Below are 13,419 nucleotides of genomic sequence, written 5' to 3'. Positions count from 1 at the left end.
ACAAAAAAATGCCGCTCATTTTCATAAGCGGCATTTTAGACATTCATTCTATCTCTTAATAAAGCTTTTGACGCTGCTGTTTCACCGTTTCGTCTTTCAGGAATTCATCATATGTCATCAGTTTATCCAAAATTCCTTTTGGCCCGATTTCAATGATCCTGTTCGCTATCGTATGAACGAACTGGTGGTCATGGGAATAGAACAAAAGACATCCTGAAAAATCGATCAAACCATTGTTCAATGCCGTAATGGATTCGAGGTCAAGGTGGTTGGTTGGGTCGTCTAACACCAATGCATTAGCACCGGAAAGCATTGTTCTGGAAAGCATACAACGCACTTTTTCACCTCCTGAAAGGACTTTCGCTTTCTTCAAAGATTCTTCTCCTGAGAAAAGCATTCTTCCCAAAAATCCACGGATAAAGCTTTCATCTTTTTCTTCTGAGTATTGACGTAGCCAGTCAACGAGATTGAGATCTACATCAAAAAACTGTGTCGGATCTTTGGGGAAATAAGATTTCGTAATGGTTACTCCCCAGGTGTAAGAGCCTTTATCGGCTTTTTGATTTTCACTGATAATGTCAAAAAAAGTGCTGATCGCCATCACATTGCGGCTTACAAATGCAATTTTATCGCCCTTATTAACATTGAAGCTCAGATTATCAAAAAGCTTCGTGCCGTCATCAGCGGTTTTGGCCAATCCTTCAACCCTTAATAATTGGTCACCCACCTCGCGCTCCGATTTGAAGGCGATATAAGGATATTTCCGGGACGACGGCTTAATGTCATCAATCGTCAGCTTATCCAAAAGTTTTGCACGAGAAGTTGCCTGCTTGGATTTAGAAGCATTTGCGCTGAACCTTCGGATAAAATCTTCCAATTCCTTACGCTTGTCCTCCGACTTCTTGTTCTGGTCCTGGCGCTGCTTCAAAGCCAGCTGGCTCGATTCATACCAGAATGAATAGTTACCGGAGAACATCTGCACTTTACTGAAATCAATGTCCACAACGTGCGTACAAACCTCATCCAGGAAGTGCCTGTCGTGGGAAACGACAATGACTGTGTTTTTAAAATCAGCGAGGAAGTTTTCAAGCCAAAGCACCGTTTCAACGTCAAGGTTGTTGGTAGGCTCATCCAGAAGCAGCACATCCGGATTTCCAAAAAGTGCCTGTGCAAGCAAAACGCGCACCTTGTCATTGGCATTAAGATCGCCCATGTTGGCAGTGTGCTGCTCCTCGGAAAGGCCTAAGCCGCTCAGTAATTGTGCAGCTTCGGTTTCCGCTTCCCAGCCATTCAAATCAGCAAATTCTGCTTCAAGGTCAGCTGCTTTTTCACCATCGGCATCGGTAAATTCCTCCTTTTCATAGATCGCCTCACGCTCCTTCATGATCTTGTAAAGGCGCTCATGACCTAAGATCACCGTATCCATTACTGTATATGCATCAAATTCGAATTGATCCTGCTTAAGGAAGGTCATCCTTTCGCCTGGATTCATCGATACATTTCCTGTTTGCGGTTCTATTTCACCTGAAAGGATCTTCAAAAATGTTGATTTCCCGGCGCCATTTGCACCAATCACACCATAACAGTTGCCAGGAACAAACTTTATATTAACCTCGTCGAATAATACCCTTTTACCGTATCGCAATGATACGTTCTGAACCGTAATCATCTTAAAATAAATTTTTTATGAATGAGACCGCAAAACTACGAAATTCAGACTGAATTCGCATGTTGAAGCAACTAAAACAAACGAAGCGGGCTGGTTAAAACCAGCCCGCTTCAACGAAAACGCAATATTTGATCAAGGAATAACGCGCAATGTATGTGCGCCTTTGCCCACACTCACACGAGCACCCTGCTTCTTAAGGGTAGGTGCGTCACCTTTGGTAACAGTCCAGAATTCCACACCGCCATTGCCCATTCCATATTCGACATATTCAAACACAGAAACGGCAATGTTAGATCCGTCTTTATCGAAAACGACGCTCTGCGGATAAATGCCTTCAAATGGATAATCAGCTACTTTTGTCAATGCACCGGTTGTTGGCGTAACCTTATAAAGCGTTAATGCCGCACCCGATCCCGCCCCAGCTTCTGTCCATGGAGCACCGCTTTTACCAGCGTTTACGGTTACAAGCATGGAGCCGTCCGGACTGATCGCGAATGAACCAGTGTTTGTTCCGGCGGGCACGTGCGCAGCAACTTTATGTTCAGTTGCGCCGTCCATTGAGAAGTCAACAACAAGGATCTCGCCATCTCCTGCGCCTTTACCAGGTGCAGCCGACTTGGTATCCAATACAAAATAATGCTTGCCATCCGCAGAGAACTTACCAAATGATGGCTCCGTCCCTACTGTAACGGGCTTACCAACCAGTTCAACATTTTTCAGCTTTCCAGCTTCCCGGATCACTTTATATAGTCCGACTTCATTTGAATTATCGAGCGTAAAAGCAATGAAATCGCCCGATGGATGCCATGAAATGTCAATGATTTTATTTGTTGTATCAATCGCTGCGGGCAAATTCAAGAACCGCGCAGGCTTGCCATCAGGTCCGGCTTCAATGAATACAAGCTCCTTTCCGACTTCATTAGTAGTCAGGATCAGTTCATTCTTATTGACGTCAATGGCATTCGGTTTTTTCCCAACCGGGAAGCCAAACTTGGCTTTTGGAGCAGCCAGATTGGTAATGTCGACAACGAACAGTTTTTCGCCGCCCGGAAAATCCTTGGAAGGTTCTTTGTATTCAGTTACGCCATCCTCGGGACGCAGCCGGCTGTCGAGCACATATGCAAGCCCACCGGAAGCGGGAACTGCGAGGGTTTTGACAGAGGCAAGCACAGAATTGGAAACCAATGCACTGCCGACGCCCTTGCTGCCTCTTTCAATTGGGAATTTGATTGTCGTTAACTGATCTTTTGCCGTATTGTCCCTTAATAGCTTACCATCAACAAGTGCCGATGCTGCCAAATCAGCATCCGAAACTACAACCAGACCACGGGCATTGAAGTTAATGGGCACCTGGGCGTTCGCTGTGACGGATCCCAATGCTGCCAAACCAGCGAATAATGCGACTTTTTTCATAGAAAAGAATTTAAGTTATAGGTGGTTTAATTTATATAGGGTTGTTATACCAAAAGAAACCTTGTGAAGCATTTTAGCCTCACAAGGTTTCCCGATCAATATGCAATATACAATAAAAAAAGAAAACCCCGATAACCAGGTTATCAGGGTCAAAATCTTCATTCGAAAAAAATTATGCTGCTACTGCAATTGAATTAACCAATCTGGCCAATTTAGATTTTTGGTTAGAAGCTTTTTTCTTATGGATGATGTTTTTCTTTGCTAAACGATCCAACATTGAAGATACAGTTTTGTAAACTTCAACAGCTACTGCCTTATCAGTCGTTTCACGCAATTTCTTTATGTACGAACGTGTAGTTTTGTGTTGGTAGCGATTACGCAAACGCTTTGTTTCGTTAGCGCGGATTCTTTTTAATGCTGATTTATGGTTTGCCATTTTATAATGATAGTTTTTCTATTCTTAATTTCGGTTTGCAAAAATAGAAATTGCTTGCTAAAATGCCAAACTTAGTGTAAAATATATTTATCAAATAGATACGTTACCTACTTCGGCATACGTTGCACATCGGAATTCAGATACTCTTCAATGCGATTTTCAAGTTCCGAATAAGGAATGCTGCTGTGCAACTCACCTTCGACTGCCAGTGAAATTTTACCTGTCTGCTCCGAAATAACAATTACGATCGCGTCCGTTGCTTCGCTCATGCCCATTGCTGCACGGTGGCGAAAACCCAATGAAGAAGGAACATCCACGCCATCTGCAACCGGCAATACGCATCTCGCCGCTTTTAAAACGCCATCCACGATCACAACCGCTCCATCATGCAGCTCACTGTATTGATTAAAAAGCGATACTAACAACGGCTTTGAAACGCGTGCATCAAGCAATTCTCCGGTTTCAACATATTTACTAAGATCATCTCGCTTATTGATTACGATCAATGCGCCAGTAAAATTGGAAGCGATGGTTTTGGAAGCGTCAACGATTTCCCTAAGGTTTTTGCCCTTTAAATCAAGCACTGAATTACCCATTACTTTTTTAAGCAAACCATTATTGGTGTAGATCGTCGATTTGCCAATAATGAGCAGAAAGCGGCGGATCTCCTGCTGAAAAATCACGATTAATGCCACGGCTCCGACGCCCATGAAATATTGAAGGATTGCGGTGAGCAGCCCAAGTCCCAGCCCTTTTACTACCAGATAAAAAACATATACAAACAAATAACCCAGAAAAACCCGGCTTGCAATGCTCCCACGGACAAGTGTATAAACCTGATAAAGAAGAACAGAAACTAAGAAAACATCGAGGACGTCGGCCCAATTAATGTTCAGAAAACCCACACGCATAAGAAAATCAATATTATTTCGCGACTAAATTACTATTTTTAATTTATACTGGAAGTTGCTAACCACAGTTTTACAACCTCCACGGCAGGCCGGACATCGTGCACTCTCAGTATGCCTGCGCCTCGCTCAACTGCCATGGTGTTCAACACGGAAGTGCCATTTAATGCTTCGTCAGCCGATATTTCAAGCGTTTTATAAATTGTTGCTTTCCTCGAAATCCCAACAAGCAGCGGACATCCCAGCAAGTGAAACTCCTTCAAATGCTGCATGAGTTTAAAGTTCTGTCCAATGTTTTTAGCGAATCCAAAGCCGGGATCTATAATAATGTCCGCGACTCCTTTCGACCTTAATATCTCAGCTTTTTGCTTCAAATCTTTTAAAATTTCAGGCACGAGCTGCTGATATTGGGTCATCTGATTCATGGTTTGCGGTGTTCCCCGCATGTGCATCAGCACGTAAGGAACTTTGAGCGCAGCGACCACATCAAACATTTCTTCGTCCAGCCCTCCTCCGGAAACATCATTAATGATATGTGCCCCGTTCCCAATTGCGCGTTTCGCCACCTGAGAACGAAAAGTATCAATAGATATGATTGCGTCGGGAAAATACTTATTGAGTGGCGTGATGGCCCATTCCACCCGATCGGCCTCTTCATCGGTGCTAACATCCTTTGCGCCAGGCCTTGTGGAGTAGCCGCCAACATCCAGCATGGTGGCTCCTTGTTCAATCATTTGTCCTGCCTTATCAAGCAGCTCATCCTGCGATCCCATTCTGCTTCCCGCAAAAAATGAATCCGGCGTCGCATTCAGGATTCCCATCACCGCAGGCTTGGACAGATCCAGCAGCTTGCCCCGGATGTTGAGCGTTTTTTTGTTAACTTGCGACATAGAATTTTGTATTAAACAGGCAAATCAATGATTGTCAAATCATTTCATTTTCTTGCCTTCAAAGCAGTAAACTAACATTAAGCAGTGAAATCCACAGAATCGGAATATCAGGAAATCATTCAGTATTGCCAAGATCTTTTCGCAAAAAAAAATAAAGATTACGGAACATCCTGGCGCATTTTAAGGCTTCCGTCCCTCACCGACCAGATATTTATCAAGGCACAGCGCATTCGCACAATTCAGGAAAAAGGCGTGCAGAAAGTGAATGAAGATGTTTCTTCCGAATTCATTGGCATCATTAATTACTGCGTGATGGCGCTGATCCAAATCGCTTCTATTGAGCAAAATCAGGAAATCGACGACGCAGAACTTACTGCATTATATAATATGCAGGTGAACGAAGTGAAGGAATTGCTGTTTAATAAAAATCACGATTATGGTGAAGCCTGGCGCGACATGCGCGTGAGCTCCATGACCGACATTATTTTGATGAAGTTGCTGAGGATCAAACAAATCGAAGATAACCAGGGACAAACGCTTGTTTCAGAGGGTGTTAAGGCCGGATATCAGGACATTATCAATTATTCTGTTTTTTGTTTGATCAAATCAAATGCGTTGCAAACCAATTGATCTCCCGACTTTGTCATTGGCATTCCTAAAACTTTTGAAATGAAAATCCTTGCTCAGATTTCGCGTGTAATCGTTGGCTTGCTGTTTATTTTTTCAGGATTAATCAAGCTGAATGATCCGGTTGGGACGCAGTATAAACTGGAAGAATATTTTGAGGTTTTTGCAACCGATCTGCCTCAGTTTCACGATTTCTTCATGGCGCTTGTTCCGCTGGCGCTATACTTTTCAGTTTTCCTGTGCACTGCGGAAGTTGTGCTGGGAATCGCGCTTTTGGTGGGTTACAAGCCGAGAACAATTTCATGGTTTTTGCTGGCGATCATCGTTTTCTTTACATTCCTGACATTTTATTCAGCTTATTTTAATAAAGTTACAGATTGCGGATGTTTCGGTGCAGCCATTAAGCTCACGCCCTGGACATCATTCGGAAAAGACCTTTTCCTGCTGGCGCTCATTATCATCATTGTCATTTACCGAAAGAAATTTCAACCCTTGCCAACCGGCATTATCGTCGTGATTTCGACCATTGCGTCGCTCGGCATTGCCGTTTATGCATTGCGCCATTTGCCTATTCTGGATTTACTTCCTTACCGCGTTGGTGCTAACATTCCGGCACAATTGAAGCCTTCCGAGCCGCTGCGTTATTTGTATGTTTTTGAAAAAGACGGCAAAGAGTTTGAATACGAAAAATACCCAAGCGACACGACTTTAAAGTTCAAAGAAATGCTTGTGCTGAATGAAGATGCAAAGCCAAAGATTACGGATTACAAAGTCTGGAATGATGCCGGTGATTTTACGGAAGGCACTTTTGAAGGAACCAAGCTTTTCCTGATAATTAAGAACTTCGCAGACATTAACACCGCTGCTTTGCCGGACATTAACAAGTTGATCAATAGTGTTAAAGGAAAAGGCATTGAACCCATAATCCTGACTTCGGGCAACAGTGAAGAAATCGTCAAATTCTTATCTGCACATCAGCTGAATGCACCTTACTATTACGTGGATGCAACTGTGCTCAAAACCATTTCGAGATCCAATCCCGGCTTATGGCTTTTGAAAAACGGCACCGTGATGGGTAAATGGCATTATAACGACACGCCGACAACGGAGGAAGTAATTGATTTGGTAAAATGATTGGAATGAAGAATGTGATATTGGTCGGCATGATGTCCTCCGGCAAATCAACATTGGGTAAAAAGCTGGCCAGATTGCTTGGTTACCGCTTTTTTGATTTGGATAAATTAATTGAAAAAGATCAGGGAATGGATATCCCTTCCTTATTTTCTCAAAAAGGCGAATCTTATTTTCGTGAAGTTGAAAGTCGCGTTTTGAAGGAATTAGGCGTTGAAAAAGGCATTGTGCTTGCGTCAGGCGGCGGAACACCCTGCTTTCACAACAATATGGAATTCATCAAAGAAATGGGTGTGAGTGTATTCCTGGACGTCCCGGCTGCCAATCTTGCCAGACGGATTCGTAACCACGGAAAAGACGACCGACCAGTGCTTTCAGGTGCTGAATCACTGGAAGTTACATTGCAAAATAAAATTGATGAGCGACTGCCTTTTTATCAACAAGCCGATATTTCTGTGAAGGGAGAAATTGAGGCGCAGCACTTACATGAAATGCTACAACCATTGATACAATAAAAAAAGCCTGCACGATGCAGGCTTTTTTTATTGCGTTGAAACAATTCTAGAAGTTGAAGCCGAATGTAAGGGCGAAGTTCATTGGCTTATGCGTGATCTCAACCGAAGCATAATCCGCAGCATTGGCCAAAGTGTAAGGCGTGTAACTAGATTTGAATGTGCTTAATGTGCCTGACAAATCCGCAAAGAACCGGCTTTTGCGTATCCCGACACCTGCCGAGAAAAGCAATTTTTGTCTGTTAATGCCATCATTTCTTGAATATGGATCGCCAATATAAGCGGCTCCCAAACGTGCACGGAACAAATTGGCACGAAACTCACCTCCCAGCCGGAAATTATAAGTGCTTTTGAAAGTGTCTTTAATCTCAGCCCTTGTGTTATCCTTAAACGACTGGTTATCATCGCTATTCAGGTAACTCGTGCGAGCGCGCATCATGGCGTAATCCTGATATTCAATTGTTCCGGTGATAAAACCCTTGTCCTGAATAAAAACGGTTGCACCAAAATTGGCTTTCAACGGGCTAGTGAGCGAGTATACAAAATCGTTCGGGGCGATCGGGAGCGACAAGTAAGGCGGCTGAATCAAATCGCCATCCGGTCCGGTCACGAGATCGTCCACATACTCAGCATTCACATTCTGCGTGAATGTCTCCTTAATTGAGCTAAATGTTGGACTGGTAATCACCCCGCCAAGTTGGACAATCGGGTTGATTTTGTAAATCACACCCAATGCAAAATTGACGCCGTTTCCGGTGACCGTAAGCGCTTCGTTTTGTTGCGTGTAAAGCAGCTCAGGACTTTCAATATAAGTATCACGGAAAGTCCGGTCGTACGTGTAACGCAATCTGCTGAACCCAAAATTGGCTCCAACGAATAACTTATCATTGTAATTCCCAGCGTAGGCCAATGTCCATTGCGTATTAGCGCCCGTGGCCGTGTAAGATCCAGCCTGATCGACAACACTGTTCCGATCAAGTGCGTTGTAAGGAGGGCCAGAGTTGCTCGTCGGATTGATGAGATACATTTGATAGTAAGCTGCCGGAAGTGAGTAAGCGATGGGTCCTCCGCCGCTCGCTGGATTGCTCTCGAAATCGGTTTCAAGCTGCTTCGTGGTCACAGCATCCGCATTCGCAGATTCAACAACATTATCAAGAAAGGCACTTTTGTCATTCACACCTGTGAAGTTGTAATGATCACGAAATGATTGTTGACGGGAAAAAGAAATGCCTAATGACGAACGCTTCCACTTCCGTTGAAATCCGGGCTGACTTGAAATAACCAGCGATGCCTGTGCAATGTTCAAGTTGCCCCGATTCGCTGAATTATTCTCTCCCAAATAATTGGTTTTCGTATTGGTTGGCGTAACGCCTGGCGTAAATGTAAATTCTGACCTGTTGTAAAAACCAAGTCCGGCTGGATTCCCGTGTATGGCGCTTGGATCTCCGCCCAAAGCTACGTGATTGCCGCCGAGCGCCTGGAAACGTGCGGATCCAGTTTGATCGCTTTCTGAATATCTTAAAGCGTCGGTTGCGTACTGGCCATATGTTGATGAAGAAGCTAAAATGGAGCAAAACAAACTGCCCCAAATAAAATGTTTTGTCATAACATTAATCAAAAATGGACTTTAAATTCAAATATTTATTAAACGAAGACCCTGCAAAATTATGACATTTTGCAGGGTCTGAAATTTATATAAAAGCCACTTGGCTTATTATCTTGGTCCTCTTGAAGATGAGCGAGTTGCTCCACCTCCGCCACCACCACCGCTGCTTGCAGGAGCGCTGTAACTTCTGGACGGTGCACTGTAAGTTGGTGCGCTGTAAGTCCGTTGCTGAGGCGCATTGTAAGTTCTTGGCGCGCTGTACGATTCAGAACTTCTGGTGCTAGGGGATGAATAAGAACGCGATGGCGTTGAATAATCTGAACTGCTTCTTGATGGTGCACTGTAAGTGTTACCACCCGATCCTCTGGAAGATCTTGGCGTAGCATAGCTTCCGGATGTTCCACCGTCAGAATTTGCTGAGCGAGGACGTGAGTAATAAACATTGTTTCCTTCACTTCCGCCTCTGCTGTAAGATTCTGCCGCTGTTCTGCCACCTGCGTCTGCAACGCCTCCTCTATCTGTAAGATCTTGAAGATCTTGGAGAAGAGTAAGTTTCGTTAGCTGAAACTGCTCTGCCATTTGCTGCGCTTCTTCCCGATCTGTCTCCGGAAGTTGAACGTGGAGAAGAAACGTTTCCGCCATTGTAACGGCTGTTGTTTCTTGAACTTGTTCCTGCTACAACACGTGGTCCGGCTGTTCTGGTTAAGCCTCTGCTTTCATAATTGTTAACAACAACCACCGGACGGCTGTACGCCCATGGATTGTAGCCGTAGCCACCTCCGTAAAAGCTGTCATAACCGTAACCATACATGCTGTTGTAACCCCATGGAGAGTAACCGAATCCGTTGTATCCAAATGGATCATAACCGTAGCCATACATACTGCCCATTCCCCAAGGAGAATAACCTAGCATTGAGCCCATTCCGTAACCCATTCCAAGGCCCATGTAAGGACGAATCCTGCCGTAACCCAATTGGAAACCGACACTCATCATACTTCCCGGCCAATAAGAACCAAGGCCGCCGAAGCCGTATGGATTTGCGAATGCTTGCGCACCGCGGTCATAACCGTCAGCAAATCCTGCATTATATCCTGGATCTGGTGAAAGCGCTCTTTTTACGCTGCGGGATGAAAGATACGATTCGTCGTAATAGTCACTCGTACCCTCGCCTGCGTTGCCTGTGTAGGCGTAGTCAGGATTATCTGAACGGGAAAGATCTTGATCTGCACCCTGGTCTGCGGTCACAACGCCAGGGCCTGTATTGTTGCCATAAAGGTCATCATACCCGCCTGATTGTGAAACATATTGATTAGTGGTACATCCCCAAGCTCCCAGCAACACTAGCAAAGAAAGATATTTTGCTTTATTGATCATCGTCATGGCCTATAAGGATTAAAATGTTTGATGCTAATATAATATAAAATTTCGTTCCTAACTACTAAGTAAACGTGCGTTACAATACATTAATTCCAAAGTTAACATAAAAAACTATCTTTGCAACGCTTGAAAAAGCCGCAAGGAAATAACGAAATACTCCTTTTCATTTACAAAATAATCCTAAGAATGAGTAAAGCCTTACCAACCCGAAGTGAAAATTACTCCGAATGGTACAATGAGTTAGTTAAAAGGGCCGATTTGGCCGAAAATTCTGCTGTAAGAGGCTGTATGGTGATTAAACCTTATGGTTATTCAATATGGGAGAAGATGCAGCGCGCATTGGACGATATGTTCAAAGAAACAGGGCATACCAATGCTTACTTTCCGCTGTTCATCCCCAAATCCTATCTGAGCAAAGAGGCGTCACATGTGGAAGGTTTTGCCAAGGAGTGTGCGGTTGTGACCCATTACAGACTGAAAAACGATCCCAATGGAAAAGGAGTCATCGTGGATCCGGAAGCGAAACTGGAAGAGGAGCTGATCGTTCGTCCGACTTCTGAAACCGTCATTTGGAGCACTTATAAAAACTGGATCCAGTCTTACCGCGATCTTCCGTTGCTGATCAACCAATGGGCAAATGTGGTCCGCTGGGAAATGCGCACACGCCTTTTCCTGAGAACTGCTGAGTTTTTGTGGCAGGAAGGACACACGGCGCACGCGACTTCTGCTGAGGCCATTGCAGAAACAGAACAAATGCTTGACGTGTATGCGCAATTTGCTGAGGAATGGATGGCTATGCCCGTTGTTAAAGGCGTAAAAACAGCCAACGAACGCTTTGCAGGAGCGGTAAACACTTATTGCATTGAAGCATTGATGCAGGATGGAAAAGCTTTACAGGCCGGCACTTCTCACTTTTTGGGACAAAATTTTGCGACTGCTTTTGACGTGAAATTTCAGGATAAGGATGGCAAGCTGGAATATGTTTGGGGAACTTCCTGGGGCGTAAGCACACGTTTGATGGGTGCTTTGATTATGGCACATTCGGATGACAGCGGACTGGTGTTGCCTCCAAAACTGGCGCCTATCCAGGTGGTGATCGTTCCGATTTATAAAAATGACGAACAGCTGGCTTTGATTTCTGAGAAGGCCGGTGAAATTACGAAGCAGCTTAAAAAGTTGGGCATCAGCGTGAAATTTGATAACAGCGATGCATACAAGCCAGGCTATAAATTTGCCGAATATGAATTGAAAGGTGTTCCGGTAAGACTTGCTATGGGTGCCCGCGATTTGGAAAACGGAACTGTGGAAGTGGCGCGGCGCGACACCAAAACCAAGGAAACAGTATCTTTGGACGGCATTGCAGAATTCATCCAATCGCTTCTCGACAACATTCAGGAATCGATTTATAACAAGGCGCTTGCATTCCGTGACGAGAACACCTCGAAAGTGGATTCGTTTGAAGAATTTAATCAGGTGCTTGATGGCAAGGGCGGGTTTATTCTGGCGCATTGGGATGGCACTTCCGAGACCGAAGAAAAGATCAAGGAAGAGACAAAAGCCACAATCCGCTGCATTCCGTTGAATCAAGAGCAGGAATCCGGTGTTTGTATTTATTCAGGTAAGCCTTCGGCGGGAAGAGTTGTTTTCGCCCGGGCATATTAATTTAGTAATCCGAACGCAGCGTAACCTTTGCTGTAAGTAAGATATGTTTAACCATTTACATATAATAAGATGAAGCAGGCGCAGGCAGGAGACAATGTACAAGTTCATTACAAAGGAACTTTGACAGACGGACAACTTTTTGATTCTTCGGAAGGACGTGATCCGCTCAATTTCACATTAGGAAGCGGCCAGGTGATCAAAGGTTTCGATGACGGCGTAACGGGCATGGAGATCGGTGATAAAAAAACCATTCACATCCCGAATGCAGAAGCATACGGCCCTGTGAACGAAGATATGGTGATCAATTTTGAGCGGTCACAAATCCCTGCTGACATTCCTTTGGAAGTGGGCGGCACGCTGAACATGCACCAGGATGGCGGACAGGTTATTCCTGTTGTTGTAAAAGAGGTTACTGAGCAATATGTGATCCTTGATGCGAACCATCCACTGGCAGGTCAGGATCTGATCTTTGAATTGGAACTTGTGGGCATTAATTAATAATAGCGCAATAAAAAAAGGCTGGTTATGGTGCTTCGTGCACATGACCAGCCTTTTTTTATTTTGCCCATTTCAAGCTAAATGCTTCGGGCTTATTTTTCGAGATCTTCAAAAGCACTTGCTTTTCGGCCAGATCATGCAGCATTCGTTCTGCCCTTTTCTCCGAAATGTTGATCATTCTTGAAAAAGATTTTGCGGTAATGGCATCCTGCTCTCGAAGATAAGTGATCAATGTTTTCACATGTCTCGAAGCCAGCAGTTTATCCAGATCCGCATCAGGTTCCCCTTGCATCAGCAACCTCGGAATCGGAATGCTTTTGTCCTTCGCCCGAATGTAAATGATGCGCAGATCCTTCTCATTAACCGCATAATGTGGCTTGTCCGCACTTTCGTCAACACTAACTTGCAGCACTTTTGATCCATCGATCAGCACAGATTTAATGTGGATCGTGACGCTTGGTTCAATCAGTCTGGAAGTTGCGGTTTCCAATTTTTTAAGCTCATGAAGTTCTGATTGCACACCCGATATCGCACCCGAGTCCGCGATGCCGATCAGCAAATTACCACCCGAGGTGTTTGCAAAAGACACGATTGTTTTTGCAATTTTGAATGCGCTGTCGATCGTTCTTTTGAATTCGGTGGTCAGCCCCTCCCCTTCCTTAATAATCTGAATAAGACTTTTACTCATG

Annotated in this window: 14 protein-coding genes; 5 read left to right on the top strand and 9 right to left on the bottom strand. The window is 44.3% G+C overall.

What is annotated here, in order from left to right; translation table 11 throughout:
* Positions 1-55 precede the first annotated feature (55 nt).
* The 5 genes from AC0IYG_RS18145 to folP form a co-directional block, all read right to left on the bottom strand.
* Complete coding sequence (locus AC0IYG_RS18145; RefSeq protein WP_471712541.1) at positions 56-1,669, bottom strand: ABC-F family ATP-binding cassette domain-containing protein; 1,614 nt, start codon at positions 1,667-1,669, stop codon at positions 56-58.
* A 132-nt stretch (positions 1,670-1,801) separates the two neighbouring features.
* Positions 1,802-3,082, bottom strand: a complete 1,281-nt coding sequence (locus AC0IYG_RS18140) for a lactonase family protein (protein ID WP_471712540.1) — start codon at positions 3,080-3,082, stop codon at positions 1,802-1,804.
* A gap of 172 nt (positions 3,083-3,254) precedes the next feature.
* Positions 3,255-3,518, bottom strand: a complete 264-nt coding sequence (gene rpsT, locus AC0IYG_RS18135; protein WP_234602193.1) for a 30S ribosomal protein S20 — start codon at positions 3,516-3,518, stop codon at positions 3,255-3,257.
* 107 nt (positions 3,519-3,625) lie between these two features.
* Positions 3,626-4,429, bottom strand: a complete 804-nt coding sequence (cdaA, locus tag AC0IYG_RS18130; protein WP_471712539.1) for a diadenylate cyclase CdaA — start codon at positions 4,427-4,429, stop codon at positions 3,626-3,628.
* 38 nt (positions 4,430-4,467) lie between these two features.
* Entirely contained in the window at positions 4,468-5,316 is an 849-nt protein-coding gene (gene folP, locus AC0IYG_RS18125) for a dihydropteroate synthase (protein ID WP_471712538.1), read from the bottom strand.
* 84 nt (positions 5,317-5,400) lie between these two features.
* Here folP and AC0IYG_RS18120 point away from each other — a divergent pair, with 84 nt between their 5' ends.
* Genes AC0IYG_RS18120 through AC0IYG_RS18110 form a run of 3 tightly spaced genes read left to right on the top strand, consistent with a single transcriptional unit; the run spans position 5,401 to position 7,589 of the window.
* Positions 5,401-5,946 (top strand): DUF1599 domain-containing protein, encoded by a 546-nt coding sequence (locus AC0IYG_RS18120; protein WP_471712537.1) that lies wholly within the window; start codon positions 5,401-5,403, stop codon positions 5,944-5,946.
* A 39-nt stretch (positions 5,947-5,985) separates the two neighbouring features.
* On the top strand, positions 5,986-7,077 hold the full coding sequence (locus tag AC0IYG_RS18115) for a BT_3928 family protein (protein WP_471712536.1): 1,092 nt from the start codon (positions 5,986-5,988) through the stop codon (positions 7,075-7,077).
* 5 nt (positions 7,078-7,082) lie between these two features.
* Positions 7,083-7,589, top strand: a complete 507-nt coding sequence (locus AC0IYG_RS18110) for a shikimate kinase (protein WP_471712535.1) — start codon at positions 7,083-7,085, stop codon at positions 7,587-7,589.
* A gap of 46 nt (positions 7,590-7,635) precedes the next feature.
* Here the strand turns inward: AC0IYG_RS18110 and AC0IYG_RS18105 are convergent, their stop codons facing one another.
* The 3 genes from AC0IYG_RS18105 to AC0IYG_RS18095 all read right to left on the bottom strand — a co-directional run bounded on the left by AC0IYG_RS18105 (position 7,636) and on the right by AC0IYG_RS18095 (position 10,573).
* Positions 7,636-9,192, bottom strand: coding sequence for a hypothetical protein (locus tag AC0IYG_RS18105; RefSeq protein WP_471712534.1), 1,557 nt, complete (start codon positions 9,190-9,192; stop codon positions 7,636-7,638).
* Positions 9,193-9,300: 108 nt separating this feature from the next.
* Complete coding sequence (locus AC0IYG_RS18100; RefSeq protein WP_471712533.1) at positions 9,301-9,771, bottom strand: hypothetical protein; 471 nt, start codon at positions 9,769-9,771, stop codon at positions 9,301-9,303.
* Entirely contained in the window at positions 9,707-10,573 is an 867-nt protein-coding gene (locus AC0IYG_RS18095; protein WP_471712532.1) for a hypothetical protein, read from the bottom strand. Before AC0IYG_RS18095 ends, AC0IYG_RS18100 begins: the two co-directional genes overlap by 65 nt.
* A 183-nt stretch (positions 10,574-10,756) precedes the next feature.
* Here AC0IYG_RS18095 and proS point away from each other — a divergent pair, with 183 nt between their 5' ends.
* Together proS and AC0IYG_RS18085 are read left to right on the top strand one after the other, a co-directional pair.
* Entirely contained in the window at positions 10,757-12,232 is a 1,476-nt protein-coding gene (gene proS / locus AC0IYG_RS18090) for a proline--tRNA ligase (RefSeq protein WP_471712531.1), read from the top strand.
* A 69-nt stretch (positions 12,233-12,301) separates the two neighbouring features.
* On the top strand, positions 12,302-12,730 hold the full coding sequence (locus tag AC0IYG_RS18085; protein ID WP_471712530.1) for an FKBP-type peptidyl-prolyl cis-trans isomerase: 429 nt from the start codon (positions 12,302-12,304) through the stop codon (positions 12,728-12,730).
* 58 nt (positions 12,731-12,788) lie between these two features.
* On the opposite strand, the gene AC0IYG_RS18080 is transcribed toward AC0IYG_RS18085, so the two are convergent.
* Positions 12,789-13,418, bottom strand: coding sequence for an AlbA family DNA-binding domain-containing protein (locus AC0IYG_RS18080; protein ID WP_471712529.1), 630 nt, complete (start codon positions 13,416-13,418; stop codon positions 12,789-12,791).
* Position 13,419 lies beyond the last annotated feature (1 nt).

It is taken from the genome of Dyadobacter sp. AC419 (genome assembly GCF_979253085.1).
Note: the sequence above shows the minus strand (reverse complement) of the source record. Positions and strands in the feature narration are given on the sequence as shown.

Coding starts and splice junctions, on each gene's coding strand:
- AC0IYG_RS18080 (WP_471712529.1), bottom strand. CDS start 13,418: ATGAGTAAAAGTCTTATTCAGATTATTAAGGAAGGGGAGGGGCTGACC.
- AC0IYG_RS18085 (WP_471712530.1), top strand. CDS start 12,302: ATGAAGCAGGCGCAGGCAGGAGACAATGTACAAGTTCATTACAAAGGA.
- AC0IYG_RS18105 (WP_471712534.1), bottom strand. CDS start 9,192: ATGACAAAACATTTTATTTGGGGCAGTTTGTTTTGCTCCATTTTAGCT.
- AC0IYG_RS18100 (WP_471712533.1), bottom strand. CDS start 9,771: ATGGCAGAGCAGTTTCAGCTAACGAAACTTACTCTTCTCCAAGATCTT.
- folP (WP_471712538.1), bottom strand. CDS start 5,316: ATGTCGCAAGTTAACAAAAAAACGCTCAACATCCGGGGCAAGCTGCTG.
- AC0IYG_RS18110 (WP_471712535.1), top strand. CDS start 7,083: ATGAAGAATGTGATATTGGTCGGCATGATGTCCTCCGGCAAATCAACA.
- AC0IYG_RS18145 (WP_471712541.1), bottom strand. CDS start 1,669: ATGATTACGGTTCAGAACGTATCATTGCGATACGGTAAAAGGGTATTA.
- AC0IYG_RS18115 (WP_471712536.1), top strand. CDS start 5,986: ATGAAAATCCTTGCTCAGATTTCGCGTGTAATCGTTGGCTTGCTGTTT.
- proS (WP_471712531.1), top strand. CDS start 10,757: ATGAGTAAAGCCTTACCAACCCGAAGTGAAAATTACTCCGAATGGTAC.
- AC0IYG_RS18095 (WP_471712532.1), bottom strand. CDS start 10,573: ATGACGATGATCAATAAAGCAAAATATCTTTCTTTGCTAGTGTTGCTG.
- cdaA (WP_471712539.1), bottom strand. CDS start 4,429: ATGCGTGTGGGTTTTCTGAACATTAATTGGGCCGACGTCCTCGATGTT.
- rpsT (WP_234602193.1), bottom strand. CDS start 3,518: ATGGCAAACCATAAATCAGCATTAAAAAGAATCCGCGCTAACGAAACA.
- AC0IYG_RS18140 (WP_471712540.1), bottom strand. CDS start 3,082: ATGAAAAAAGTCGCATTATTCGCTGGTTTGGCAGCATTGGGATCCGTC.